This is a genomic window from Rhizobium sp. SL86 (assembly GCF_026672545.1).
Lineage (GTDB): Bacteria > Pseudomonadota > Alphaproteobacteria > Rhizobiales > Rhizobiaceae > Neorhizobium.
Genome location: NZ_JAPPRJ010000001.1, coordinates 706,420 through 732,304, shown reverse-complemented (window position 1 = coordinate 732,304; position 25,885 = coordinate 706,420). Strand labels below are relative to the sequence as shown.

The window sequence follows — 25,885 nt, the reverse complement described above, 5'->3', positions numbered from 1 at the left end:
TTATCATCCGCGCGCATGCAGCAGGGACGGCGTAACGCGCTTCTGGCACAGATGCGAGGCCTTTCCCGTTCGATGGACGAGGTGGATCAGCGTGAGGTTCCCAAGCGCCAGCCGCCGCGTTTCGAAGAGCTTCCGGAGTACAAGCAGGTCCAGATCCAGAAGGTTGCCGGCGACCTTGTGAAGGTGGCAAATCCGTTTTATCGAACCCATGACGTTGGAGCCGGCGCGACGACGGAAATCGGCGGTGCCCGTCTCATCAATTTCGCCTCTTATGACTATCTCGGCACCAATCGCCATCCCTATCTTGCTGAGAAGGTCAAGGAGGCGGTCGAACGCTACGGGATCTCGGCCTCCGCCAGCCGTCTGGTCGCGGGAGAGAGGCCGGTCCACGGGCAGCTCGAATCGAGGATTGCGTCCCTGTATCAGGCCGAGGATGCTGTTGTCTTCGTCAGCGGCTATCTGACCAATGTGACAGCCATCGGCACGCTCTTAGGGCCGGACGACATCGTCATCCATGATGAACTGATCCACAACAGTATTCTCACCGGAATCCGCCTGTCGGGCGCCGCGCGGCGATTTTTCCGGCACAATGACATGGCACACCTCGACGAATTGCTGTCGACGTTTGACGGCCGCTTCCGGCGCATGCTTGTCATTGTCGAGGGCATCTACTCCATGGATGGTGATGTCGCCGATCTGCCGGCGCTTGTGGAACTGCGCGATCGTTACGGATTCTGGCTGATGGTGGACGAGGCGCATTCGCTTGGCGTGCTGGGTGAGGATGGCCACGGTACCCACACACATTTCGGCATCGATCCGAGACGGGTCGATATCTGGTGCGGCACGCTGTCAAAGACCACGTCGAGCTGTGGCGGCTATGTTGCCGGCAGCGAGGCGCTTGTGACGGTGCTGAAGGGCACCGCCGGCGGTTTCGTCTACAGCGTTGGTCTGTCGCCTCCGCTTGCGGCAGCGGCAAGCGCGAGCCTCGACATCCTCAACCGGGAGTCGGAACGCGTCCGGCGTCTACGCTCCAACGGGGCCTATTTTCTCGAGCAGGCGCGCAAGGCCGGGCTGGATACCGGCCTAAGCCAGGGATTCTCGGTGGTGCCGGTCCTGATCGGCGATTCGATCCGAGCGGCACGCCTGTCGAACGACCTGCTGGCGGTTGGTGTGAATGCGCTGCCCATCATCCATCCGGCAGTGCCTGAAGGGCAGGCTCGTCTGCGGTTCTTCATCACCAGCGAACACACGAGGGCGCAGATGGATGAGGCGATTGCCAAGACCGCGGCGTGCCTGTCGAAGCTGGTGGATGAGAATTTCGGCATTGCCTCGCTCGACCGGTCGGAAATCGCGCGCCTGCTGGCAGGGGCGTGAGGTGTCCATTTCCGGACATACCATCATTACCGGTGGATCGAGCGGCATCGGTTATGCGTTGGCAGAAAAGCTGGTTCGGCGCGGCGGGCGGGTCTCGCTGATCGCTCGCGATCCCGCCAGATTGCAACGCGCCCGCGATGATCTCTTGGCGCTCGGCGCCGCGCAGAACACTGTCTTGGTGGTCGCTGCAGACGTTATGGACCCGCGGCGGCTGGATCAGGCGGTGACCGAATGCGAAGACGTTGCTGGAGAGGCCGGGGCACTGATTGCGTCCGCCGGCATCGTCTGCCCCAAGTTTTTCCACGAACAGCCCGTGGAGGATTTTGATCGTCAAATCCGGACGAACCTGCTTGGCGTCGCAAACAGCGTTCGCGCTGTCTATACTCGCATGCGCCTGCGGGGACACGGCAGGATCATGATTGTCTCGTCGGGTGCGGCCTTTGTCGGAATACCGGGTTATGCGGCCTATTGCGCCTCGAAGGCTGCCTTGCGGGCATTTGCATCGTCTCTGCGTCTGGAAGCGAAACCCGCCGGCATCCAGGTTTCGATCTGCTTCCCGCCGGACACGGATACGCCGCAACTGCAGGCCGAATTGCCGCTGCGGCCGGAAGCTGCCCGTCTCTTCATGGGAGGATCAAAACCCTGGCCGGCCGACAAGGTGGCAGAGCGCATTCTGGCGGGCATGGAGGCTGGCAAGGATGAAGTCAATTTCGGGCTCTTGCTGACTGTGCTTGCCCGGACATCTCCGGCCCTCGAACCTCTCTTGCAATCGCTCCACCTTTGGCGCACGGCAAAGACCAAGACCACCGACACAAATTTGACGGACGGATCGCAGTAATGGAAGACCCATCATGGTTTGGACATGTTACGAGGCAAGTAGTCCGTCCCCGGACAACAGGTAACGAATTCGATGTTTGATGATGTCATCCGTGGCGTTCGTACACGATTAGGCAGTTCGAGGAAAAAGACGGCGGCTGAGCAGTCTGACGCCACCATTCTTGGCGCCTTGCAGGGGGATAACGGCGAGGGCGGGTTCAGCCAGTACGAGATGCGCCATCCGGCCTTTCAGAACGCGATCGATTCTCTGCCCGGCTGGAGTTCATCCTTCCCGCCGGACGCCGGCGTGTCGGCCGGCAATGTGCCCCTGTTTGCCGATGGTCGCATCATTGCAGCACTCGAAGCCTATGGGTCGATCGAAGGCAAGCGTGTGTTGGAGATCGGACCGCTCGAAGGCATGCATACCTACATGCTGAGCGCGCATGGTGCGCAGTCCATTGATGCGGTCGAGGCAAACAAGCTCTGCTTCCTTCGCTGCCTTGTGACCAAGGAGATCCTGAAGCTGGACAGGGCATCCTTCCATCTGGGAGACGCACAGGCCTGGCTGCGCGATCAGGAGATCAGCTATGATTTCGCACTCGCCTCGGGTGTCCTCTATCACATGCCGGATCCCGGTGAATTCCTGCGTCTGTTGGCCGCGCGCGCAAAGTCCGTTTTCATCTGGACGCACTTCTTCGACGAGACGGCGATGCCCAAGTCGGATGTTCGTTATCGTCCCTTCAGCGGAAACGTCGAGGTTCGTAACATTGCGGGCATGGACGTTCGTTATCATGAGCGGGGGTATCAGCTTGCCAATACCAACGCATCCTTCTGCGGCGGCATGAAGGACAGGCACTATTGGCTACAGCGGGATGAGATTCTGGCACTGCTGTCGCACTTGGGGTATAGCGAGATAACCGTTCTTGACGAAGAACCCCATCACAGAGGCGGCCCCTGCTTCTCGATCTTCGCAAGACAGGTTTCATCCCCGTGACGTCCCGCCAAAATGCTGATGGGTAGAAAACGTGCTGTTTAACGTCGAGTATGTGTTGGTTTCCACGGGGAACTGAGCCAGTTTTTCCACCGAGAAGTGAGCCACCTCTAAGTATGGTTTTCTGATCAGGCTTTGGTCAATGGGCTGGCCTTTTCTCCTCTCTTCTGTGCCGCTGCGGCCGAGCTGGCCTTGAAGCGGAAGCTGTCGTTTCCTGTTTCCAGGATGTGGCAACGGTGGGTCAGGCGGTCGAGCAGAGCGGTGGTCATCTTGGCGTCGCCGAAGACGGTCGCCCATTCGCTGAAGCTGAGATTGGTGGTGATGATGACGCTGGTGCGCTCGTAAAGCTTGCTCAGCAGGTGGAAGAGCAATGCGCCGCCCGAGGCGCTGAACGGAAGGTATCCGAGCTCATCGAGGATCAACAGGTCGAGACGGACCAGGGCTTCGGCGATCTGACCGGCCTTGCCTTTGGCCTTCTCCTGCTCAAGTGCATTGACCAGTTCGATGGTCGAGAAGAAGCGGACCTTTCTGCGATGATGCTCGATTGCCTGGACGCCGAGAGCGGTCGCTATATGTGTTTTGCCTCTGCCGGGGCCGCCGACCAGGACAACGTTCTGTGCTCCATCCAGGAACTCGCATCGGTGCAGTTGGCGCACGGTCGCCTCGTTGATCTCGCTGGCGGCGAAGTCATATCCGGAGATATCCTTGTAGGCGGGGAAACGAGCAGTCTATCATGTGATAGGCGATGGAGCGGACCTCGCGCTCAGCCATCTCAGCCTTCAGCAACTGGGACAGGATCGGCACGGCCGCATCGAAGGCTGGCGCTCCTTGCTCGATCAGATCCAGGACCGCCTGGGCCATGCCATACATCTTCAGGCTCCGCAGCATGATGACGACGGCAGCACTTGCGGGATCATGACGCATGGCGACCTCCAACGATGCGGACACGTAAGCCGTCATATCGTTCGACGTTGGCCTTGGGTTCGCGCAGCAAGGTCAGCGCCTGTGAGGTGTCTATATCGGGACCATCGATTGTCTTGCCGTCGATCAGACGGTGCAGCAGGTTCAACACATGCGTCTTGGTTGCTACGCCTGCATCCAGGGCCAGTTCCACAGCACGAAGGACGACCTGTTCGTCGTGATGAAGAACGAGAGCAAGAATATCGACCATCTCGCGATCACCGCCGGGGTGGCGGAGCATCTGGTCCTGTAATTTGCGGAAGGCGGGTGGCAATTCCATAAAGGGTGCGCCGTTACGAAGTGCTCCGGGCTTGCGTTGGATGACGGCAAGGTAATGTCGCCAGTCGTAAATCGTTCGCGGCGGCTTGTCGTGGCTCCGCTCAATGACCCGCTCATGCTCGCATACGATATTGCCCTCGGCCGCAACGACCAGCCTCTCGGGATAAATGCGCAGGCTGACGGGCCGGTTCGCAAACGATGCAGGCACGCTGTAGCGATTACGCTCGAAGGTGATCAGGCAGGTGGGTGAGACCCGTTTGCTTTGCTCGACGAAGCCGTCAAACGCGCCAGGCAGTGCCATCAATGCGGCCCGCTCATCAGCCCAGACATCCGCGATCGAACCGGGTAGGCTCCCGTGCGGTGTCTCCCGCCACAGGTCCTGGCAATGCTGTTCCAGCCAGGCATTCAATGCCGGCAGGTCCGGGAAGTCTGGCATCTGTTGCCATAGCCGTGGTCGGGCGTCCTGAACGTTCTTCTCGACCTGCCCCTTCTCCCAGCCTGCGGCAGGATTACAGAACTCGGGCGCAAAGACGTAGTGGTTCGTCATCGCCAGGAAGCGGACGTTGACCTGCCGCTCCTTGCCGCGGCCAACACGATCAACTGCGGTGCGCATATTGTCGTAGATCCCTCGAGCAGGCACGCCGCCAAAGACACGGAAGCCGTGCCAGTGGGCGTCGAAGAGCATCTCGTGCGTCTGCAGCAGGTAAGCTCTGACCAGAAAGGCACGGCTGTGCGCCAACTTGATATGCGCGACCTGAAGCTTCATGCGCTCGCCGCCAATCACGGCATAGTCTTCACTCCAATCGAATTGGAATGCCTCGCCGGGCTGGAAAGATAGAGGAACGAATATACCTCGGCCGACCGTCTGCTGCTCAACCCGCCACTCACGGGCGAACGCAGCGACGCGACCATAGGAGCCGGTAAAGCCGAGAGCCACCAGATCGGCATGAAGTTGCTTCAACGTTCGGCGCTGCTTGCGTGACCTCCCGGCTTCGGTCTTCAGCCAATCCGAGAGTTTGTCAGCGAATGGATCAAGCTTGCTCGGTCGTTCCGGTACCGTGAACGTCGGCTCGATCGTGCCAGCGCTCAAATACTTCGCGATCGTGTTGCGCGAAAGCCCGGTGCGTCGACTGATCTCTCGTATCGATAGCTTCTCGCGCAGCGCCATCCGGCGGATGATGTTTAAAAGTCCCATGTGGATCACTCCGTTGCCCCCGTCGCTCTCCGCGTTGGGGGAAGGTTCACATGGCTCAATTCTCAATGGAAATTATGCGCCTAACCGGCTCAGTTCTGCGTGGAAAACAACAATTGGTCATTACGTCTCTCCAACGGCTAGTTGAGGCGGAGCCGGGTTCTGCGCCCATGCGCACGCTTTCCGTCATCCCAAGCACAGAGTCCTGCTTAAGCCTGGGATGAACTCTTCATGAGAGAAGCTAGCAAACCAGGTTTGCCAGTTGTGGAGGGCTTGTGGAGACTGTGTGAAGGCGTGCAGCCGAGTGGAATGAGCCGCAGATTTCCGTGGGGAAACTACGGTCAACTGCAAGTCAGGAGAACGCTTCACCGAGAAGGATCTCGAAGATGGCGCCGCCTGTGTCAGACGGGGCGTAGCCGACCGTGCCGCCATGCGCCTCAACGATGGCACGAACCACGGATAGGCCGAGGCCGTTGCCGCCCTTTTCCATCGCTCCGGAACGCGTTCCCCTTCGGAAGGGTTCGAAAGCTGAGGAGGCGATATCGGCGTCAAGGCCCGGTCCTTCGTCAGCCACCCGCAGGATAACCACATCATCCTCTGCCTGCAGGCTGATCTCGATGATGCCGCGCATGGCGTAGCGGCGCGCATTGGTGACGAGAGCAAGAAGGGCCTGACGGATCCGCATGGCATCCACCCGGACCACCACATCGCTCAGGTCGAGCAGCAGTTCGAAGCCATCCTGCTTCAGCTCCTGATCCAGTACCGCTGCCAGCCGCAGGATCTCTTCCTTCAGGCGGACAGGCTGAAGACGGAGATCGAGGTGACCGCTGTCGGCCAGCGTGACCGTTCGCAGGTCCTCCACGAGCCTTGCCAATGAATCCACCTGCAGGATGAGGGCATGAAGAGATTTTTCGTCGGGCTCGAAGACGCCGTCGATCATGCCTTGCAGGCGACCCTTCAGGATGGTCAGGGGCGTGCGCAATTCATGGGCGATCGTTGCGTTCCATAAAGTCATGTCGGCAGCCATATCCTGAAGGCGTTGCGCCATGGCGTTGAAGTCTTGAACCAGAAGGGCGGTCTCGCCCAGAGAATGGTCGCCGGGGATGGCGCGGGCGGAAAGGTCGCCGTCCTTGATGCGCCGGGCGCTCATCGCCAGGGATTCCAGCGGCTCAAGAATGCGCCGCGCCAGCCTGATTGCTGCGACAGCCGCTACGATCAGCGCGATGAAGATCAGGAGGGTCAGGGTGATGAAATCAAAGCCCGTCAGCCAGTTGTCGGAATCTTCCGACCAGGGAGAGAAATAGAACAGGATGGTGAAGGCGAGGTAGGTGCCGAAGAAGACCAGCAGGCCGGCGGCCACAGTGACGGACGCCATGGCGACAAGGATCTGCCGGCTGAGCCCCTTTACGATCATGGATCGACCGCCAGACGATAGCCGACGCCCCGGATGCTGGCGAGCATGCCTTCGCCGCCAGCCTGCTCGAGCTTCTTGCGCAGCTTGCTCAAATGGCTGTCGATCGTCCGATCCAGCGCATCGGAACCGGGAAGACAGGCGTCAACCAGTTCGCTGCGCGAAAATACCTTGCTGGGCGTCCGGGCCAGGTGCGCCAGAAGCCTGAATTCGGTCAATGTCAGAGAAAGAGAGACCGACACGCCGTCCTTCTCGATCTTGACCTGATAGCTGTCCAGATCGATCGTGAGGTTTCCGACGCGGATTACCGCGCCTGCCTGGGTGAGGCCAGCGCGACGCAACACGGCCTTGGCCCGCGCGACAACCTCGATCGGATTGAACGGCTTGACGATGTAGTCGTCCGCACCGATGCGCAGCCCCTGCAGTCGATCGACATCCTCATCCAGTGCCGTGATCATGATGACCGGTGTGCGGCCTCGCCTCTGGATTTCGGCCAAAAGCTCCCAGCCATCCAGCCGCGGCATGGTGATGTCGGCCAGCACGATATCCGGCTTCAGCGAGCGGTGCAGGTCCAGCGCCACCTGCCCGTCGCGGGCATGGACCGTCCTGAAACCCTCACGGGTAAAATAGGCTTCAAGAATGCCGGCGATCTCCGCATCGTCTTCGGCGATCAAAACAAGTTCTGCCATGGTTTTACGCTCCTTGCGACTTCAATGCCACTGGAGCGTCCTGGCGTCGAGTGGGCTTCTGAAGCCTCCACGGGATCGCAATAAAACCTCCACAAATCCCCAACGCAACGCTTCTAGGGGTGTCATCACGTTTATTATTAACCGGGATGGACGGTCACTCAGATGCAGTACTTGGCGCTTTTCTGGATATTGGGCCTGCTTTGCGTGCCAATGTCGATCTTGGTCACTTGCAGCGATCAGCCGGACGCCAGCGAAAACAAGATCGTTGAGAGGCAGGCCGCGCGCGTCAGCGTCGTAACCCTCCGGCCGCAGCCCGTAACGATCTACGACGAACTGCCGGGGCGCGTCTCGGCCTTCCGGATTGCGGAGATCAGGCCGCAGGTGAACGGCATCATCCAGAAGAAGCTCTTCGAGGAAGGCAGCAGCGTCGAGGCTGGCGCAGCACTGTTCCAGATCGATCCGGCACCCCTCTCCGCAGAGGCCGATGCGGCGGCGGCCGTGCTGGCGCGCGCCGAAGCGGAACTTGTGAATGCCAAGGTGAAGTTCGAGCGATCGGAACTGCTCTCGGCGCAGAAGATCACCAGTGCGGAGGCCTTCAACAATGCATCGGCGGCGCTCGCCCAGGCCAAGGCCAGCGTCGCTGAAGCCAAGGCCAATCTGGCGCGGAGAAGGCTGGAATTGTCCAATGCCACCGTGCGCAGCCCGATCAGCGGTATCATTGGTCAGTCCTTTATGAGTGAGGGCGGACTGGCATCCGCGTCAGCGACCTCACCACTTGCCGTGGTTCAGCAGATCGATCAGGTCTATGTGGATGTCCGCCAATCCTCCATGAGTCTGGAGGAATTGCAGGAAGCGGCGCCTGAGGCCGGAACTGGCGATGCACAGGAATTGCCGATTGCGATCAGGACCATCACCGGCAAACCTTATGCGCATGCGGGAAAGATCCTGTTTTCCGACATTTCGGTCGATAGCGCCACCGGCAGCCTCGGCATCCGCATTCTGGTCCCCAATCCCGAAGGGCAATTGCTGCCGGGCATGTTCATCCGCGCCATGGTGCCGCGGGAAGTCCACGCAGCGGCGCTGATGGTCCCTCAGGAGGCGGTGACCCGCGACCCGGCTGGAAGACCCGAACTCGTCGTCATCGCCGCCGACAGGACCGGCGAGAGACGGGCCGTCGAGCTGGGGCCGCTGGTCGATGGAAAGTATCTCGTGACGAAGGGCCTTCGCGCCGACGACACCATCGTCGTGCTGGGACAGGAACGGGTGCAGAGCGGCCAGCCCCTGGAAACGTCACCGTCGCAAGTCCCCCCCCCCAAAGCAGAACTAAGGAGCGGATGATGCCGCAGTTCTTTATCGACAGGCCCGTCTTCGCCTGGGTTATCGCCATCATGATCGTGATCGCCGGGGTGATCTCCATCCCGCAGCTTCCCGTTTCTCGCTTTCCGGTCATCGCTCCGCCCAGCGTGTCGATCTACGCCAGCTATACGGGGGCCACGCCGCAGGTGATAAACGACAGCGTCACTACTGTGATCGAACGGGAAATCTCCGGCGCGAAGAACGTCCTCTATTTTGACTCGTCCGCAGATTCATCCGGATCGACAACCATCACCGTGACATTCAAGCCGGGCACAAATCCGGAATTGGCGCAGGTGGATATTCAAAACAGGCTGAAGGCGGTGGAAGCAAAACTGCCGGAGCCGGTTCGCCGCGCGGGTCTGACCGTCGAATCCGCTTCGTCGGGATTCCTGATGATTGTCTCCCTGAAGTCAACGGATGGGACGATTGGCGCCCTGACGCTTGATGATTACCTCGTGCGCAACATCGCGCCGGAACTCAAGCGTGTGGCCGGCGTCGGCCGTGTACAATCCTTCGGTTCGGAAGCAGCCATGCGGATCTGGGTCGATCCCATGCGCCTGCTGGCGCATTCCATTTCGATGGCGGAGGTGACGCAAACGATCCAGACCCAGAATATCCAGGTCGCGCCGGGTCGCTTAGGGGACGCACCGACGGTTCCCGGACAAAAAGTCAGCGTACCGCTGAATGTCAGGGGCCAGCTTCAGTCGCCTGAGGAATTTGCCCAGGTCATTATGCGATCGAACGCCGACGGCTCCCGATTGACCCTGGGCGACATCGCCACCATCGAGGTAGGATCGCAATCTTCCAGCTTTGCCATTCTGGACGGTGGCAAGCCTGCAACCGCAGCCGCCATCCAGATGACGCCAGGCGCCAATGCCGTCAACACGTCTGCCGGCGTCCGCGCCCGTATGGCCGAACTCGCCCTCACCATGCCGGCTGGGATCGAATATGGGATCTCCTACGACACCTGTTGGCGGCTGTCCAAAAGCGCGGATAAATGGTGCCGAGGATTGAGAACTTTGAAAGCGGCTGAAGAAGCCGCCTTCAGTGTTGCTAATCTTGATTATCGTCGGAAGCTTGTTGGTTTTGGACCATGTGCTGGATGTCAGGGGCGTAATGGTTCCAGATGGCGTCGCGCAGATCATCGAGGAGTTCGAAGACGGCCCATGCCTGCTCGGGGGTCCATTCGGCACTGATGAGGATTGGCAGGCCACGCTTGAGACCTGAAGAGTGGTGCGTCTTTTCGGTCATGATGCGGGCTCTGTTTCGCCGGATTGGTGACTGGCGCGTTGCTGACGCTGGGCTATGGAGCGCTCGTTGGCTTCCTTGAAGCGATAGGAATCTCCTTCGATCGCGACGACTTCGCAGTGGTGGACGAGACGATCGACCAGGCTGACGACGCACGCGGCGTTCGGAAAGACCTCCGACCATTGCGCAAAGGGTTTATTGGTGGTGACGATGGTCGAGCGTTTCTCGTATCGGCGGCTGATGAGCTCGAAGAGCAGATCGGCATGGCGGTTGGAATAGGATAGGTAGCCGATCTCGTCGATCAGCAGGACGTCATGGGAAGCATAGTACTGAAGCTTGCGGCGCAGCAGGGAATCGCTGTCGATGGCGGCGAGTTCGCCGAGCATTTCGCTGGCGGTGCGGAACAGGACCGAATGGCCCCGGATGAGTGCCTGGTAGGCGATGTTGAGGGCGAGCGTCGATTTGCCGACGCCGTTCGGACCGATGAAGACGATGTTGGTGGCATCCTTCATGAATGCCAGCGTCATCAGTTCCTCGACGGTGGCGCGGTCGATGCGGCGCGGCCACTTCCAGTCATAGTCGGCCATTTGCTTGAAGTGGCCGAGCCTGGCGGTGCGCATGCGTCGCAGCAGCGAGCGGTCGGAGCGCTCGTCTTCTTCCCACCGGATCACGGTCGGCACCCAGTCCTGTGTGGCGATCTCGTCCCAATGGGCCGTCAGGCCATAAAGGCGCAATTGTCTGGCGCGATTGAACAGGGTGTCGATCTTATTCATCGTCGTTTCCTTTCAATGTGAGTTGATCGTAACGGTCGAGCTTGTGGGGAATGACAGTCGTGTCCTTCTTGCGGACATGCTCGGGCAGCCTGGTTTCGACCGGGGGCGGAGCGCCCCGCGCAATCCGGCGGCGTTCGAGCACTGATCGAACCGCCTTGGAATGCGAGGCGCCGGCGCGCAAAGCGTCTTCGACGGCCGCCTGGAGTTCCTGGGCGCCGTAGAGGTCGAGCAACGTCAGCATGGCGTTGGTGATTGCGCCGATATTGGCGCCACGTTCTGCGGCATGCATCATCAGCTTCTGACAAGCCGGCACGGCCCGCGTCAGGCTATTGAGGCCGCGATGCTGGCGTGCCTCGCGCTTGACGGCGACGAGTGCCTTCAGGTGCTGAGGATCCTCGATCTGCTGGCCCCTATCGAAGCTGCGACGGTGGCTGGCGATCATCGTGGCGGCGTCGAATATCCTGACCTGGACGAGATCGGCGCGAACGGTGAGTGTTCGTTGGACATGCGTATGAGGGACCGAGTAATCGTTCAGATCGAAGCGCACGTAGGGTGTCTTGCCAACCTTCACGGCCACCTGCTCCTCGACGGGATAGGGATTGGCCGGCAAGGGCAGAAGCATGGGCTGTTCTTTTGAGAACGCCTCACGCACCGTCATTGCCCGGTCCTCCGGGCATGGCCTGTCGGCAGCCTGGGTCCGGCACCAGTGTTCGGCCTGGGCATTGAGATCGTCGAGGTCCTTGAAGGTGCGGGCGATGAAGAAGGCTTCCCGGATGTGGCGAATGGCGCGCTCGACACGGCCTTTCTCGTTGCCCCGTGCTACCGCGACAGGACGGGGTTCGAAGCGATAATGAGCCGCGAAGGCCAACAATGTCGGATGGAAGCGGATGGCATCGCCCTGCCGTTCAAGGACGGCGGACTTCAGATTGTCGTAGAGCAGCACTCTGGGAAGGCTGTTCCAGTCGTTGAATGCGCCGACATGGCCGCGCAGGAAGTTTTCCATGCGGGCATCAAGGAAGAAGCGCAGATAGATGTCGCGCGAGTAGGATAGCACCATGACGAAGGCCATCAGCGGGCGGCGGGCCCTGCCGATCTCGATGTGGCCAAAATGACCCCAGTCGACCTGGCCCTGCTCACCCGGCAGGGTGCGTAGTCGTAGATAAGCTTCCGCCGCCTTCCGTGGTCGGTGCAGCGCCACCATGTGCCGGAAGTGGTCGGGCGATCCCTTATAGCCGCGCTCCTGCACCATCCCGTAAAGGCGGCTGGACGTCAGGTCAGGATATTTGGTCAGCGTCTGCTGGATAAACGGCAGGTACAGGTCGATCTCGGCGGGGCGGATCACCGGCCTGTGTCGAGGCAAGCCCGCGTCCTTCAGGACCCTGAAGACGGTGGTGTGATGGCAATGCAATTGCTTGGCGATCGTGCCGCAGCGCCACTTCTCAACGTGGTACAGGCGCAGGATCATCGCTTCCTTCTCGGCAGATATGGTCATCGGTTCGATCTCCATGGTCGAATGGACGCACGTGTGTCCCCCGGCGACGCACGAAGCCGCGGCGAAAGAACAGCGGCACAGAGCTGCCGCAGCGCCGGCACCACGGCTCGATCGATGACACCACGCCAGCGGTGCCATCGCCCGGTGCAACGATGCCGCCGTTTGTGGACGCCTTCAGTCGTGAACCCTCTGGAACGACGGGTGGAGAGTGATGCGTCACGTTTTTGCGAGCCTGCCGATATCGGCGGGAGCGATCGGCATGGGCAAAGCGCCCCGGCCGGGTGCTCTGGTAGCGCCGTCCGGCTGCCCGCAGGCTGTCACGGCGCGCCGCATGGGCGCAGGCAGAACCGCAATAGCGCTGACCCCGATCGCAATGGCGGCAAAGCAGAACCTGCGCGCGACACCGCCCGCAGAGGAAGAAACGAGCAGTTTGCATCGCGGCGGCGCACCTTTCGAAGCGCCGTCGGGATTGATCGGAGAAGCTCGACGGAATGCGCCAATACCATTATAATGACGCTCACCGTGAACCAGTCGGCAGTCCTGCGTGATGACAGCCACGTCATCTCACAGATGCCTGAGGGATTGGACATCGAATTGGCCTGGTAGCTTTGGTCGATGTCTGTTTGCGGCGCTCCGCCAGTCTATCATTGACGGACGCAGCGCGGGATGTGCCTCAGTCGCCCTCCGGGCTCCTGACGCCACATCCCGCGCTCATCTCCCCCATCAAAACCTTTGCAATAATCTCAGGGCCCTGTCCGCCGCGTCCAGATTCGCCGTAATCCCGTCTCGGCACCAAATATGCGCGGTTCTCAACAGCCACCGACAACACCGCACCATTCGTGAAGATCTCGATCCATAAGGTGGTGCAAACGCTTGCCGAAGCCATGGTGCTCGTTTTCCTGATCATGCTGCTCTTCCTGCAGAATGTCCGCTACACGCTCATTCCCGCCATCGTCGCGCCGATTGCGCTGTTGGGCACCTTCGCGGTCATGCTGGAGATCGGCTATTCGATCAATGTCCTGACGATGTTCGGCATGGTTCTCGCCATCGGCATCATCGTCGATGATGCCATCGTTGTGGTCGAAAACGTCGAGCGGTTGATGGCGAAGGAAGGACTGTCGCCGCGCGAGGCGACCCGCAAGGCGATGGGCGAAATCACCGGCGCAGTGATCGGGATCACCCTCATGCTGACGGCGGTCTTCCTGCCGATGGGGCTGGCCTCCGGTTCCGTTGGTGCGATCTATCGTCAGTTCACGGTATCGATGGCAGTATCCATTCTCTTCTCCGCGTTCCTGGCACTGAGCCTGACGCCTGCGCTATGCGCCACCTTGCTGAAACCGATCAGCGCTGACCATCACCAGAAAAAGGGACTTTTTGGCTGGTTCAACCGCGGCTTTGATCGACTGACCCAGGGTTATGCCGGATGGGTGGCCGGACTTGTCCGCCGGACCGGCCGGACCATGGGTGCATACCTGGCCATCGTCGCCGCCGTCGCCTTTGGCTACACGACGCTTGCCACCACCTTCGTGCCGGAAGAGGATCAGGGCTCCTTCATGACCTCCTTCACCCTGCCGGCGGAGGCTACGGCCGAACGCACACGTGATGTGGTCAACCTGTTCGAAGAGCATGTCAAATCCCGCCCTGACATTGCCAATAATCTGACGATCATGGGGTTTGGCTTCTCAGGTTCGGGGCCGAACACGGCCATGTCGTTCACGACGATGACGGATTGGGACAAGCGCACCACCACCGTGGACGAGGAACTGGTTGCCGCCGCCGCCGCCATGTCCGCTGCCAATGAAGGCCAGGTCTTCAGCCTGAAGCCACCGGCCATCGATGAACTGGGTACGACCTCAGGCTTTTCGCTGAGGCTTCAGGATCGGGCCAATCAGGGTGCGGATGCGCTCGCGGCGGCGGCTGCCCAACTCACCGAACTTGCGTCGCAGAGCAAACTGTTGAGCGACGTCCGCGTGGACGGGCTCCCAAGCGGGCCCAGCGTCACGCTGAATATCGATCGGCAGAAAGCCGCAGCGCTCGGCCTGACCTATAGCACCATCAGCGACACATTGAGCGGCGCTGTCGGCTCGACCTATGTGAACGACTTTCCGCGCGACGGTCGTTTGCAGCAGGTCATTGTTCAGGCCGAGCCGGCAAGCCGCATGCAGGTGGACGATATTCTCAAGCTTCACCTGCGCAGCGATACTGGCAAGATGGTTCGTCTTTCCGAGATCGTCACTCCGGAATGGTCCACCATCCCGCTGCAGGTTACGCGCTACAACGGTTATCCCTCGACCAGTATTTCCGGGTCTGCGGCGAAAGGCGTGTCCAGTGGCAAGGCGATGGACGAGATCGAGCAAATCGCGCTCAAGCTTCCCAAGGGGTTTGCGGTCGAATGGACCGGGCAATCCCTGCAGGAGCGGCAATCCGGTGCTCAGGCACCGATGCTGATGGCCTTCTCCTTCCTGATCGTCTTCCTGGTACTGGCGGCGCTTTACGAAAGCTGGTCGGTACCGCTCTCCGTCATGCTCGTCGTGCCCCTCGGCGTTATCGGCGCCATGATCGCTGTTCATCTGCGCGGACTGGAAAACGACGTGTTCTTCAAGGTCGGCCTGATCACCCTGATCGGCCTTTCCGCCAAGAATGCGGTGTTGATCGTGGAGTTCGCCCGCAAGCGCCAGAGGGATGGGCAGCGGCTTGCCGAAGCCGTCGTCGAAGCCGCGCGCTTGCGTCTGCGTCCCATCGTCATGACCTCTCTCGCCTTCACCCTGGGCGTCGTGCCGCTGGTCATAGCCTCGGGCGCAAGCTCGGAGACCCAGAACGCCATCGGCACCGGCCTGTTCGGCGGCATGATTTCCGGCACGGTGCTGGCAGTGATTTTTGTTCCGGTTTTCTATGTTGTCGTCACAAGGCTGACGCGCCGGCTCGGACGTTCAAGTAAGCATCGCGCAACGGCTAGCCCTTAGGATTGATGCAGGTTTCCCTTATGAGATTGTCCGCTTCATTCGTCCCTGAGACAGAAGCGGACAGTCTCCTGTCGGCCCCCTTGCGGACATTTCAACTAGACCACTGTTTGATCTGCCTCGTTTATCTGCCGGCTAGCATCCGAAGTTATGGCGAGTCGATGGTTCGATTCCTTTCAAGAGCTGCCGATTGTCTCCCCTAATTCAGATAAAAGGCAATCCAGCGGCCCTGTTCGATACTTTCGCGAGCAGCGGCACGCAGCATGTCTATGAAATGTCGTGAGGCGAGTGACCGCTCTGTATTGTCGAGCGTCGCAATCAGCCAGGTCACCCACAGCCCCTCGATCGGCGCCCAGGCAAATTGCGTCAGCGGCGAATTCACCATGCCGCAATAGGGCATGATGGCATATCCCACCTTGCGGCGGATAAGGTCGTCCATCGGCGCATATTCCGTCTCGACAGCGATCTTGGCGCGGCGGCCGATGCGGGCGAATTCTCCCTCGATCAGGGTGCGAAGCCCGTCCGGTCGCGGCGTGAGGATGAGCGGGCAGTCGGCCACCCGATCGACGGAAATCGGCTGGTCCACCGAAAGCCCGCTATCGCGCGGGCCGACCAGATAAAGCTGCTCTTTCAGCAGTGGTTCCGTATGCAGGTCCGGTTCCGTCAGCGGTGCGGCCAGAATGCCGATATCGATATCCCGGAAGAAGATCGCCTCGCGCAGCTGGAAGGAATGGGCACCCCGAACACGCAGCCGTACATGCGGGTAGGTCTCGACATAGTTTGCCACCAGCGCTCCCGTCAGAACGCGTCCCATGAAGGGCGGCGCACCAAACGCAAGCCGGCCCGAAGGTGTGTTGGCTGCATGCGTCACCTCTCCTGGAACCCGCGCGATCTCTTCAAGGATTGCTTCGGCTCGCGCACGAAACACCTCGCCGGCGGGTGTCAGCGTCAGGCCACGGCCGGTCCGGTAAAACAGGGAGGTGCCGATTTCCAGCTCCAGCGCAGCAATCTGGCGGCTCAGCGCCGGTTGTGACACATCAAGCTTTTCCGCGACGCGCGACAGATTGCCGAACTCTGCGACCTTCAGAAAATATTCCCATTTGCGCAGGTTCATCAGGAGCTTCCGACGTCGATGATATGCATTTTAAGTTATATCTGAACTGCCGCTCTGTCTATTGATGAAAGTCAAGCGAATGGGGATAGTGGTTTCCGAGGGTTGAGGAGCCCGCATTCGAGGAGGAAACCATGTTCAAGCGCGCAATCATGATTGCCGGCACGCTGGCCGTCGCCACCATTCCGGCTCTGGCCGAAACCAAGATCGCCATCGGCACACCGCCGATCGCTGAAGTTGAGGCGGCCTTTGTCGCCAGGGATGAAGGCCTGTTCGACAAGAACGGCCTGAGCGTCGAGTTCCTGCCCACCGGCTCGAACCAGACGCTGGTGGCGTCTCTGGTCGCCGGCTCTCACCAGATCGTTGCCGTCTCACCGACCGTGCTGCTGCAGGCTGTCGATAGCGGCATTGATCTCGTTGTCGTGGCCAATTGCGGCGTGACAGCACCGCGTACCGCCAAGAATGTCGGGCTTGCCGTGCGGGAGGGTGTGACGATCGACAAGCCGGAGGATCTCGCAGGCAAGAAGGTCGGAACGCCCAGCATCGGCGGCACGCTCGACATCCTGTTCCGGCAGTGGCTGAAGCAGAAGAAGATTACGGAGAAGAGCGTCACCTTTATCGAGGTGCCGATCCCCAATACCGCCGATGTGCTGAAGGGCGGCACGATTGATGCAATCATTGCCGGACAGCCCTCGCTCGGGCGCGCAGTTGCTCAGTCGAATGGCAAGATCGCCTTCCACTTCATGTCGGAGCTTCCGGCAGACCTGCCCTATACGACCTTCGTCGCGACCCGTGACTGGGCCAAGGCAAATGCCGCGACCATCGCCTCGTTCCGGACGGCCTTTGCCCAGGCGGCGGATTTCATCGGCAAGAACCAGGACAAGACCCGTGAGATCGTGTCAAAATACACCCGCTTGCCGCTTGAGGTCCTGAGCAAGATCGAGCTGCCGGAATGCAAGCCGACTCCTACCGTCGCCGCTCTGGATTACTTCGAGAAGGCCATGCGGGGTGGCGGCATGCTGAACGGCAAGATCGATACGGCGGGCCTTATCGCGCCCTGACCGCACGCAGATGCCTGGCGGGCGGGAGGCCGCGACGCCCGCCCCCTTTTTCTTTCACAGGTGATATCATGATTGAGATGACCGGCGCCGAGGCGCTGACCCGATTGCTCGTTCCGGAAGCCGTTCCCTTCGTTTTCGGCATTGCGGGTGGCAAGCTGAACCCCTTGCTGCACGCAATTTCCCGCGAACCCTCGATCCGCTACCTGGGTGTTCGTCATGAAGCAGCCGGACCGCTGATGGGGGCGGCCGTGGCCGCCGCCACTGGGCGGATTTGCGTCGCACTCGGCGAAATGGGGCCGGGTTCGTCCAATCTGATCGGCGGGCTTGGGACAGCTTACAACAACAACCTGCCGCTCCTTTTGATCACCTCCAACAATCATCTCGCGGCCTCCTATCCGAACCGCGGCATGTTCATGGATCTCGACACTCACGCGCTGCTGAAGCCGCTCACCAAATGGAGCGCAGTGGTTCACGATGGGCGCCGGCTGCCCGACTTGGTGCGGGATGCCTTCCGCCAGGCCCTGACCGGGCGACGGGGCCCGGTGCATCTCGATGTACCGCAGGAGATCCTCGGTGGACGTTTCGAGTTCGATGAACAGGCCTTTGCACTCAAGCCGGAGCATTATCGTTCGCTCGAGGGACCGCGCGCGCCCGCAGGCCAGATCGCGCGCGCAGCCGATATGCTGGCGACGGCGAAACGGCCGCTGCTCGTCGCCGGAGGCGGCGTGGTGTCTGCCAATGCCGGGGACCTGTTCCGCATGCTTCTCGATCTCGTCCGGACACCGGCGCTGACCACGCAGATGGGCATCGGGACTGTGCCTTCGAATTCGCCCTACTTCATCGGTCAGGGTGGCATCATTGGTGGCGACGCGATCCAGACGGCGTTCAAGGACGCCGATCTGATCCTGGCGATTGGCTGCCGCTTCTCGTCCTGGCTTTGGGATGATGGCGGTGCGCTGAGCAAGGGCGATGCTGAACTCATCAACATCAACATCGACCCCATGAGCCTTGGCGCCAACACCCCGCATGCGCTCGGCATCTGGGCCGATGCGGCAAGCGCGTTGGAGGATCTGATCACAGTTCTCGGCACCCGGACGATCCCTGATCGCTCCGAATGGCTTGCGCATCTGCGCACCATTCACGCGGGTTACCGGACAAAGCTGGACAGGATGAGCGAGGACGACGGCACGGTCCTGCACCCGGCGCGCCTTGGCTCGGCACTCGGTAAGCTGCTGCCGCAGGACGCGCTGATTGCCTATGACGGCGGCCATACCTCCTTCTGGAGCAATGACCTGACGCCGGCGCCCCTCGAGCGGACGCGCTTTCATGAACCCGGCATGTGCCAGCTCGGTTTTGGCACGCCCTATGCCGTTGCCCTGAAGCTGCTCTATCCCGACCGGCCGGTTTTCAATATCTGCGGCGACGGCGCCTTCGGCTTCACCCTCTCGGAACTTGATACGGCACGGCGTTATGGTCTGCCGATCATCAACATCATCCACAACAATGCCTCTTGGGGTGTGATCAAGATGGGCCAGCGCAGGAGTTTCGACTTCTCGTTCGGCGCCGATCTGGAAGGCACGGATTATGCCGAGATCGCCCATGGCTTCGGCTGCCATGGCGAGGTCGTCACGACGGTGGAGGAGGTCGAACCGGCGCTGCAGCGGGCGATGGCGTCCGGCCTTCCCGCCGTTCTCGATTGTCGCGTGCGTTTCGAGGCGCATCCCAGCATGCCCTATTTCGCGCGGATGAACGCCTTCGGTTACACCAAGGGCACGAGCGCTGGCCCGCATGCCGCTCTTGTGAAAGGAGCATGACATGGCCGCAACACACGCCTCTCTCCAGGCCGGACAGGTCGCGATGACCACGGCGCCGGCCGAGCAGCCACGCATCCGCATTCGCGATGTCACACTCTCCTATGGCGCGCTGCAGATCATCGGCGGTATCAGCGTCGATATCGCAGCGGGTGAAACGATTTCCATCATCGGGCCGTCGGGCTGCGGCAAGACGACCTTGCTCAGGATGTTGGCAGGCCTTGCAAGACCGACGACGGGCACTGTCGAACTTGACGGAGCAGTCCTTGGCGGGCCGGATCGTTCCGTCGCGATCGTTTTCCAGGATTACGGCAAGGCTCTTCTGCCCTGGCGCACGGCCGCCGGAAACGTATCGCTGGCGCTGGAGGCGCGCGGCTGCCCTGCGAAGGAGCGACCAGTCATCATCCGCGAGCTTTTGGACAAAATCGGCCTTGGTCGGCATGCGGACAAATATCCTTCGGAAATGTCGGGCGGCATGCAGCAGCGCCTTCAGATTGCGCGTTGTCTCGCGCAGGAGCCGAAGGTTCTTCTGATGGACGAACCCTTTGGCGCGCTGGATGCGATGACCCGCCAGGCGCTGCAGGACGAGGTGCTGGCGCTTGTCGCCACGACGGGCGCGACCATGGTCTTTGTGACTCATGATCTGGAGGAGGCGATCTACCTGGGTGATCGCATTGTCTGCCTGCAGCCCAATCCGGGCCGTATCGGCCGCACGGTTGAGGTGCGTCTGCCGCGGCCGCGCGATCAGCTCGTCACCCGCGAGGATCCGGAATTCCTGCGGCTCCGGCGTGAACTTTACGATCTCATCAAGGACGATCACCAATGAGATCTGCCCTCAGAAACGGCTGGCGCGCCGCTCTGCTTCCTGTTTTCGTCATCGTTATGGCGCAGGTGGCCGCGACCGCGACGCAACTGGAGAGCGACAGTCTGGCAAGCCCGGCTGCGATCGTCGCCGCCTTCTTCGCGGTCCTGACGGATGGATCCCTGATGCGGGCGACGCTTGACACGCTGATGGCGGCCCTTTGCGGCTGTATTGTCGGTGTCGGCGCAGGCTCCCTGCTCGGTATTGTGCTGGGGCTTTTCCGTCTGGTGGATGATGTGCTGGACCTCACCATTGAACTGCTGCGGCCCGTTCCCGTGGTTGCGCTCATTCCGGTGGTCATGATGCTTCTTGGCTTCGGAGCGCGCATGGAGATCGTCATCATTTCGCTCGGCCTTCTGTGGCCTTCTGTCGTGCTGGCCAGGGCGGCGGTCAAAGAGGTCGAGCCGCGGCTGATGGAGGTCTCGGCTATGTTGCAGCTCGGTTTCCTGGCAAGGCTGACGAAGATCGTTCTTCCGGCCATCCTGCCGCAATTGTTCATGTCGCTGAAACTGGCCGCGGGTTATGCTCTTGTCGTCGCCGTTACGGTGGAGATCACCGCCAACCCGTTCGGTCTCGGTTACGGAATCATGATGGCGCAGCAGGCGCTGCGGCCGGCGGAAATGTTTGCCTACCTCATCTGGATCGGCGCGATCGGCTGGCTGATGAGCCTGATGCTGAACGCCGCACAGCACCACTTCTTTCCTGCCTTCGCGAAGGGAGAGTCCCGATGAATAACCTTTCCTTGCGCAGGCTGTTGCTTGGCCTACTCGGACTTGCGGCCTTCATCCTCGTCTGGAAGCTGATCACCGATGCAAAGCTCGTCTCGCCGATCTTCTTTCCCAGCCCGCAGCGGACCCTGACGTCGCTGATCAACGGTCTCGGTGGCGGACCACTTCTCGGACAGACGCTGGAGACGGTTGAGCGCATGCTGCTCGGCTGGCTGCTCGCATCGCTCGTCGGCATCATGCTCGGTGCCTTGATCGGCGTGTCGCGCCGGGCGCGCGCCTACATCGCGCCGACGCTGGAACTGCTGCGCCCGCTGCCGGCATCCGCGATGATCCCGATCGCCATCGCCTTTCTCGGGTTCTCGGATCAGATGGTGCTGGTGGTGATTGCCTTTGGGGCACTCTGGCCGATGCTGCTTGCCACCATCCACGGCTTTGCGGCCATGGAGCCGCGGCTTTACGAGGTGAGTGCTGTGCTCGGTCTCACGCGCCTGCAGATCATCTGGAAACTGGCCCTGCCCAGTGCCATGCCGATGATCCTCGCCAGCCTCCGGCTCGGTCTGACCATCTCGCTGATCCTGGCGGTTGTCGGCGAAATGCTGGCCAGCCGCGAAGGCCTGGGGCAGAGTGTTCTGCTCGCGAGCCGCAGTTTCCGGTCGGCGGACCTGTTTGCTGGCATCGTCATCCTGGGCGCCATCGGCCTTGTCGGTAGCCGCCTCCTGTCGGCTGCCGAACGGCGGCTTCTGCGCTGGCAGGCCACCAGCCGCTAATCTCACCAGTCACAAAATCGGATATTGTCATGTTCAAGCTCTCTGACGCCACGACCATCATCGACGCCGCCCTTGCCGAGGCGCGCACACGCTCACTTGCACCGCTTGCCGTTGCCGTGCTCGATGCGGGCGGCCATCTCGTTGCCTACAAGCGCGAGGACGGCGCCGGCATCGTTCGCTTCGACATCGCCTATGGCAAGGCGTGGGGCTCGCTTGGCATGGGCTTTGGTACGCGAGAATTGACGGAGAGAGCGGCCAAGAACCCTGCCTTCATTACCGTTCTGGCGACGGTCAGCGGCGGGCGTATGGTTCCATCGCCGGGCGGCGTTCTGGTCGTGGATGCGCAAGGCGTGGTGATGGGCGCCGTCGGAATTTCCGGCGATATTGGCGACAATGACGAGATTTGCGCCGTCGTCGGCATCGAAAAGGCTGGCTTCCGCGCCGCGCCGGAGGGTGTTGCGTAAACCTTTGCGGGAGAGGTTGCCGCGAGGAGGCGGCGCCTCTCCAAAGGCTTGCGTCAGACGGATACAGGATTCACGCATGAGGGAGGAAAACATGCGATCAGTTTACGGAATACTGACCATCTTGGCGGGGATCGCTATGGGCTCGGCTGCCCATGCACAGATGTCTGCCAATCCGCCGGAAATCGCAGAAGGCGTCAGGGCCTTTGGCGACAAACTTGGGCCGGATGTCGTCAAGGGTATAACCACACTCTATCGTCCACTTCACGAGGCAGCGTCGAAGGGAGGCGTCACCGTCAGCAAAGACATTGCCTATGGCAGCGGCGAGAGACAGAAGCTGGATCTCTATGTGCCCTCGACGACAAACGGGGCCAAAATGCCCATTCTTGTCTTTGCTCATGGCGGTGGTTTTGTTCGCGGCGACAAGCAGGATGTCGCGCATGTCGGTTACTATTTTGCGCAGCACGGCATCGTCACCGCCCTGATGAATTACGGCTTTGCGCCGCAGGCGCGTTTTCCCGCCGGTGGGGAGGACATGGGCAAAGCGGTCGCCTGGTTACGCAACAACCCGTCCGCCCATTCCGGCGACACGCGGTCCATCTTCGTATCCGGCAATTCGGCGGGGGCAACCCATGCCGCCACCTATGGCTTCCTCACTTCGGTGGTCAACACTCACGATGGAGCGCGTGGACTGATCCTCATCTCCATTCCGACGGCGGATGCAGAAGATCTCGGCCCGCAGGACAAGGTCTATTACGGCGAGGAAGCAAGCCAGTACCCGCAGATGTCGATCATCCGTCACATCGGCGACCGGACACTGCCGGTGTTCATCGCGGTCGCGGAGTATGACATGCCGTCTATCCAGCGGCAGAACAAGAGACTGATCGATGCCCTTTTCAATCGTGACGGCAGGCTGCCGAATTACAAGACTGCGCTTGGGCACAACCATATCTCGATCATCGAGCACTTCGGCACAGCGGATGAGAGCCTTGGCCCCGATATCCTGGAGTTCATCCGACAGAACGCTGCGAAGTAGTCACATCGGGTTAAGCAGAAGCCGGTGGTCAGAATTCAAATTAAGTGTCTAATCTCGACGCTGGCAACGCAATTGTGATGCGCTACTCGCGGCCCGCACGCAATGACCGCTTTGCGCCTCCAATGCCGACATTCGTCGAGACTGCGAGTTGCCCCAAAAACTGCCGCTCTTTGCTAACAGGCCGAGTGTCCGCTCAGCGTCCTAGAATTGAGCATTCACAGCATCCACGCGTTGGTTGTTTACTCAACGTCTGGCCAGCTGCTTCTGAACAGGTGTTGCCAGTAGCTTAGATTGATGCTGGTTGTATTCACGGATTTAAAGGGCATCAAGGGCGGCGACTATCTTGGACTTCAATTCATCGGTTTGGCCTCCTTGCGGGGAGGGAACGGTTTGAATTGGGGTACGTCGCTGGCAACGAACCGGAGCATAAGGTTTGTCTCGACCGTGATGACAGTGTCGCTGAAGAAGTAAGCTGAGGCGATTTGAGGTACATAATGCGGTACCAACAGAGGTACGCTAACACTGATAACTAATTGATTTTTAATTTCTTTGAAGTGTTGGCTGGGGAACCTGGATTCGAACCAAGATTAACGGAGTCAGAGTCCCCCGCGTCGTGATGTAAAAACTAGCGTTTTTCTCCAAATATGGAGAAAGCGCCCGATGAAAAATCAAAGGGTTACAGACGAAGTTCCAACTAAGACTGAGGTGCTGTCATGAGCATCAAGGTTATGTCTTTGGTTTGGAGCAAGGCCCCGGTGCAGGGCGGCGAACTCCTTCTCCTGCTGGCGCTCGCTGACAATGCGAATGATCACGGTGCAGCTTTTCCAAGCGTGCCATATCTTGCGAGCAAGGCAAGGATGAGTGACCGGAATGTGCAGCTTTGCATCCGTAAGTTGGCTGATAGTGGGTTCATCCTGATCAGGCCAAATGCTGGACCGAGCGGGGCAAACAAATATGTCATCGACCTGAGGAAGCTCGAAAGCTTGCCGGACGATTACGTGCCTTCCAGAGCTTCTGCAGGGGGTGAAAAATCTTCACCCCCGACAAATTGTCACCCGGTGAAATCTGAAGCCGAAGGGGTGAAAAATGACGCACCAGGAGGTGAAGCCGGCTTCACCCAAACCATCATAGAACCATCAGAAGAAGAACCTCTCAGCGCGCATGCGCGCACGAGAGAGGCGATTTCTGAGGATCATGGGGCAAGTGCGGAAATTCCGCAGTTCGATCGCAAGGCCTCGATCCGGGCTTTTCGGAAGCTCATCAACGGATGGCCGAACTTCGCAGGCATGTCTCCGGAGAAGGCCGAACGTGAATGGCTGGACATGTCGCCCGAGGACCAAGCGGCAGCGCTGGCGAAGCGAGATCCGTGGATCGCCTTGCTTCGGAAACAGGGCAAGGATCACACGCCAGCACCATCGACCTATCTGCGTCAAAGGTTGTGGGAAGCGGTGCCCGATGTCGTCGAGAAGGCGCCGGACACGGTGCAGGCGGCGCCCTACGGCAAGCTCTGGACGCACCACGTTCTGCAGGCGCTCAAGGAAGGGCCTGGGCAGTTACCGACGCCTCCGGCCTTCATCGCCAAACAGATCCAAGCCGGGACACCGATCGGAAAGCGTGAAGCCATGCAACATCAGGCGCGGCACGGATGGCCGAAAGTGAACTTCATGTTCCACCAGGCTGCGGAGGGCAAGGGAACGCATGTTCCAGCCGTCGAACAGGCAACGCTTCCGGAGATGGAAGCCGTGATGGTCGACTCGGTTTTGTACCACGAATGGCAGTGCGCCTTTAGCGATCGCGGCTGGCCATGGATGAAGCTCCCGGACGCCGTTCGCGTCGTCTGGTTTCCGAAGGGCGGGCCATCGGCCCACCTGGGCGCCCGCACCCCGTCGCGGGTCCTTCCCCCTGATGCCGGCCATGCGGGCCGGGACGCGTCCGCGGGTTTTCTAGTGAATGGGGTCTAAAATCTGACCTGACTGACCTGACCTGACTTGATCTGACCTGACTCAACACACTGAAAAAGAGGAATAATTTTCCATGTCACGCATCACCGTGAAGCTTACCCGCCGTTACGAAGCACCGGGTTATGAACCCTTCGATGAGATCGAGCTGCGCGAACCCTCCTATGTGGATCTCTTCATGGCGGGCCTCGGGCGCCCGTTCGAATTCCACTCAACGGCCTCCGGAACGATCGTCGTTCGTCATCCGGAAGTGATCGACCAGTATGCGCAGCGCCTTGTCGTGAAACCGGATTACCGGGCGATCATGCAGATCTCTGCCGTCGATGCCGGGCGCCTGGAGAACGCCATCAACGGTTTTTTATGGAGAGGATCGCGCAAGAGACGCAGCCCGCTGGCTCGTCTTCAAGTTCGGATTCGACGCCGCAAGCGTCCAGCGAATGACGGTTTCCGAGATCGCCCACTGGGCCGCCGAATGCGTGGCGGCTTTTGAGCACCAGCAGAAAAGGACGTAAGGCCATGTCTCTGCAAATGTACCTCATGAGCCGCGAC

Annotated in this window: 19 protein-coding genes and 3 pseudogenes; 15 read left to right on the top strand and 7 right to left on the bottom strand. The window is 60.5% G+C overall.

The annotated features are described in order from the left end of the window. Positions 1–15 precede the first annotated feature (15 nt). The 3 genes from OU993_RS03820 (at position 16) to OU993_RS03810 (ending at position 3,184) form a co-directional block, all read left to right on the top strand. Entirely contained in the window at positions 16–1,374 is a 1,359-nt protein-coding gene (locus OU993_RS03820; protein WP_442792861.1) for an aminotransferase class I/II-fold pyridoxal phosphate-dependent enzyme, read from the top strand. Between the two features lies 1 nt (position 1,375). Further along, entirely contained in the window at positions 1,376–2,212 is an 837-nt protein-coding gene (locus tag OU993_RS03815) for an SDR family oxidoreductase (protein ID WP_268154928.1), read from the top strand. A gap of 72 nt (positions 2,213–2,284) precedes the next feature. Beyond that, positions 2,285–3,184 carry a class I SAM-dependent methyltransferase gene (locus OU993_RS03810; RefSeq protein WP_268154927.1) on the top strand — a complete coding sequence of 300 codons (900 nt, stop codon included), beginning with the start codon at positions 2,285–2,287 and terminating at the stop codon, positions 3,182–3,184. Between the two features lie 125 nt (positions 3,185–3,309). Here OU993_RS03810 and istB (OU993_RS03805) read toward each other — a convergent pair. The 4 genes and pseudogenes from istB (OU993_RS03805) to OU993_RS03790 all read right to left on the bottom strand — a co-directional run bounded on the left by istB (OU993_RS03805) (position 3,310) and on the right by OU993_RS03790 (position 7,712). Next, positions 3,310–4,105, bottom strand: a pseudogene (gene istB, locus OU993_RS03805) (IS21-like element helper ATPase IstB). Further along, positions 4,095–5,615, bottom strand: coding sequence for an IS21 family transposase (istA, locus tag OU993_RS03800; protein ID WP_268154926.1), 1,521 nt, complete (start codon positions 5,613–5,615; stop codon positions 4,095–4,097). The pseudogene istB (OU993_RS03805) and the gene istA (OU993_RS03800) overlap by 11 nt, the downstream one beginning before the upstream one ends. 349 nt (positions 5,616–5,964) lie before the next feature. After that, the gene (locus OU993_RS03795; protein ID WP_268154925.1) at positions 5,965–7,026 is read right to left on the bottom strand and encodes an ATP-binding protein; all 1,062 of its coding nucleotides are present in this window, start codon (positions 7,024–7,026) and stop codon (positions 5,965–5,967) included. Beyond that, entirely contained in the window at positions 7,023–7,712 is a 690-nt protein-coding gene (locus OU993_RS03790) for a response regulator (RefSeq protein ID WP_268154924.1), read from the bottom strand. The genes OU993_RS03795 and OU993_RS03790 overlap by 4 nt, the downstream gene beginning before the upstream one ends. 210 nt (positions 7,713–7,922) lie before the next feature. On the opposite strand from OU993_RS03790, the gene OU993_RS03785 reads away from it, so the two are divergent. Further along, positions 7,923–9,050 carry an efflux RND transporter periplasmic adaptor subunit gene (locus OU993_RS03785; RefSeq protein ID WP_268154923.1) on the top strand — a complete coding sequence of 376 codons (1,128 nt, stop codon included), beginning with the start codon at positions 7,923–7,925 and terminating at the stop codon, positions 9,048–9,050. Then, positions 9,050–10,066: pseudogene (locus tag OU993_RS03780) on the top strand (efflux RND transporter permease subunit); the annotation flags it as partial. The gene OU993_RS03785 and the pseudogene OU993_RS03780, both read left to right, overlap by 1 nt. Positions 10,067–10,315: 249 nt before the next feature. Here the strand turns inward: OU993_RS03780 and istB (OU993_RS03775) are convergent. Both istB (OU993_RS03775) and istA (OU993_RS03770) read right to left on the bottom strand, forming a co-directional pair. Beyond that, a complete protein-coding gene (gene istB / locus OU993_RS03775) occupies positions 10,316–11,089 on the bottom strand; it encodes an IS21-like element helper ATPase IstB (RefSeq protein WP_268154921.1) in 774 nt (257 codons plus the stop codon). Beyond that, positions 11,082–12,581, bottom strand: coding sequence for an IS21 family transposase (gene istA / locus OU993_RS03770; RefSeq protein ID WP_268154920.1), 1,500 nt, complete (start codon positions 12,579–12,581; stop codon positions 11,082–11,084). The genes istB (OU993_RS03775) and istA (OU993_RS03770) overlap by 8 nt, the downstream gene beginning before the upstream one ends. 824 nt (positions 12,582–13,405) lie before the next feature. On the opposite strand from istA (OU993_RS03770), the pseudogene OU993_RS03765 reads away from it, so the two are divergent. After that, positions 13,406–15,544 (top strand): annotated as a pseudogene (locus tag OU993_RS03765) (efflux RND transporter permease subunit); the annotation flags it as partial. 196 nt (positions 15,545–15,740) lie between these two features. Here OU993_RS03765 and OU993_RS03760 read toward each other — a convergent pair. Beyond that, positions 15,741–16,655 carry a LysR family transcriptional regulator gene (locus OU993_RS03760; protein ID WP_268154919.1) on the bottom strand — a complete coding sequence of 305 codons (915 nt, stop codon included), beginning with the start codon at positions 16,653–16,655 and terminating at the stop codon, positions 15,741–15,743. Between the two features lie 131 nt (positions 16,656–16,786). Between OU993_RS03760 and OU993_RS03755 the strand changes: the two genes are divergently transcribed. From OU993_RS03755 to OU993_RS03715, 9 genes are all read left to right on the top strand, one after another. Then, positions 16,787–17,713, top strand: coding sequence for an ABC transporter substrate-binding protein (locus OU993_RS03755; RefSeq protein ID WP_268154917.1), 927 nt, complete (start codon positions 16,787–16,789; stop codon positions 17,711–17,713). 68 nt (positions 17,714–17,781) lie between these two features. Then, positions 17,782–19,527: a thiamine pyrophosphate-binding protein gene (locus OU993_RS03750; RefSeq protein WP_268154916.1), complete on the top strand. Its 1,746-nt coding sequence runs from the start codon at positions 17,782–17,784 to the stop codon at positions 19,525–19,527. Position 19,528: 1 nt separating this feature from the next. After that, positions 19,529–20,350, top strand: a complete 822-nt coding sequence (locus OU993_RS03745) for an ABC transporter ATP-binding protein (RefSeq protein WP_268154915.1) — start codon at positions 19,529–19,531, stop codon at positions 20,348–20,350. Further along, complete coding sequence (locus OU993_RS03740) at positions 20,347–21,117, top strand: ABC transporter permease (RefSeq protein ID WP_268154914.1); 771 nt, start codon at positions 20,347–20,349, stop codon at positions 21,115–21,117. The genes OU993_RS03745 and OU993_RS03740 overlap by 4 nt, the downstream gene beginning before the upstream one ends. After that, positions 21,114–21,881 carry an ABC transporter permease gene (locus OU993_RS03735; protein ID WP_268154912.1) on the top strand — a complete coding sequence of 256 codons (768 nt, stop codon included), beginning with the start codon at positions 21,114–21,116 and terminating at the stop codon, positions 21,879–21,881. The genes OU993_RS03740 and OU993_RS03735 overlap by 4 nt, the downstream gene beginning before the upstream one ends. 29 nt (positions 21,882–21,910) lie before the next feature. Beyond that, positions 21,911–22,345, top strand: a complete 435-nt coding sequence (locus tag OU993_RS03730; protein WP_268154911.1) for a GlcG/HbpS family heme-binding protein — start codon at positions 21,911–21,913, stop codon at positions 22,343–22,345. Between the two features lie 91 nt (positions 22,346–22,436). Continuing rightward, on the top strand, positions 22,437–23,378 hold the full coding sequence (locus tag OU993_RS03725) for an alpha/beta hydrolase (RefSeq protein ID WP_268154910.1): 942 nt from the start codon (positions 22,437–22,439) through the stop codon (positions 23,376–23,378). Positions 23,379–24,091: 713 nt separating this feature from the next. Continuing rightward, positions 24,092–25,339, top strand: a complete 1,248-nt coding sequence (locus OU993_RS03720; protein WP_268154909.1) for a helix-turn-helix domain-containing protein — start codon at positions 24,092–24,094, stop codon at positions 25,337–25,339. Positions 25,340–25,412: 73 nt separating this feature from the next. Beyond that, positions 25,413–25,826, top strand: a complete 414-nt coding sequence (locus tag OU993_RS03715) for a hypothetical protein (protein WP_268154908.1) — start codon at positions 25,413–25,415, stop codon at positions 25,824–25,826. Positions 25,827–25,885 lie beyond the last annotated feature (59 nt).

What these genes read in the sequence shown, in the direction of transcription:
- OU993_RS03820 (WP_442792861.1), top strand. Translation starts at nt 16, where the DNA reads ATGCAGCAGGGACGGCGTAACGCGCTTCTGGCACAGATGCGAGGCCTT.
- OU993_RS03810 (WP_268154927.1), top strand. Translation starts at nt 2,285, where the DNA reads ATGTTTGATGATGTCATCCGTGGCGTTCGTACACGATTAGGCAGTTCG.
- istA (WP_268154926.1), bottom strand. Translation starts at nt 5,615, where the DNA reads ATGGGACTTTTAAACATCATCCGCCGGATGGCGCTGCGCGAGAAGCTA.
- OU993_RS03795 (WP_268154925.1), bottom strand. Translation starts at nt 7,026, where the DNA reads ATGATCGTAAAGGGGCTCAGCCGGCAGATCCTTGTCGCCATGGCGTCC.
- OU993_RS03790 (WP_268154924.1), bottom strand. Translation starts at nt 7,712, where the DNA reads ATGGCAGAACTTGTTTTGATCGCCGAAGACGATGCGGAGATCGCCGGC.
- OU993_RS03785 (WP_268154923.1), top strand. Translation starts at nt 7,923, where the DNA reads ATGTCGATCTTGGTCACTTGCAGCGATCAGCCGGACGCCAGCGAAAAC.
- istB (WP_268154921.1), bottom strand. Translation starts at nt 11,089, where the DNA reads ATGAATAAGATCGACACCCTGTTCAATCGCGCCAGACAATTGCGCCTT.
- istA (WP_268154920.1), bottom strand. Translation starts at nt 12,581, where the DNA reads ATGACCATATCTGCCGAGAAGGAAGCGATGATCCTGCGCCTGTACCAC.
- OU993_RS03760 (WP_268154919.1), bottom strand. Translation starts at nt 16,655, where the DNA reads ATGAACCTGCGCAAATGGGAATATTTTCTGAAGGTCGCAGAGTTCGGC.
- OU993_RS03755 (WP_268154917.1), top strand. Translation starts at nt 16,787, where the DNA reads ATGTTCAAGCGCGCAATCATGATTGCCGGCACGCTGGCCGTCGCCACC.
- OU993_RS03750 (WP_268154916.1), top strand. Translation starts at nt 17,782, where the DNA reads ATGATTGAGATGACCGGCGCCGAGGCGCTGACCCGATTGCTCGTTCCG.
- OU993_RS03745 (WP_268154915.1), top strand. Translation starts at nt 19,529, where the DNA reads ATGGCCGCAACACACGCCTCTCTCCAGGCCGGACAGGTCGCGATGACC.
- OU993_RS03740 (WP_268154914.1), top strand. Translation starts at nt 20,347, where the DNA reads ATGAGATCTGCCCTCAGAAACGGCTGGCGCGCCGCTCTGCTTCCTGTT.
- OU993_RS03735 (WP_268154912.1), top strand. Translation starts at nt 21,114, where the DNA reads ATGAATAACCTTTCCTTGCGCAGGCTGTTGCTTGGCCTACTCGGACTT.
- OU993_RS03730 (WP_268154911.1), top strand. Translation starts at nt 21,911, where the DNA reads ATGTTCAAGCTCTCTGACGCCACGACCATCATCGACGCCGCCCTTGCC.
- OU993_RS03725 (WP_268154910.1), top strand. Translation starts at nt 22,437, where the DNA reads ATGCGATCAGTTTACGGAATACTGACCATCTTGGCGGGGATCGCTATG.
- OU993_RS03720 (WP_268154909.1), top strand. Translation starts at nt 24,092, where the DNA reads ATGAGCATCAAGGTTATGTCTTTGGTTTGGAGCAAGGCCCCGGTGCAG.
- OU993_RS03715 (WP_268154908.1), top strand. Translation starts at nt 25,413, where the DNA reads ATGTCACGCATCACCGTGAAGCTTACCCGCCGTTACGAAGCACCGGGT.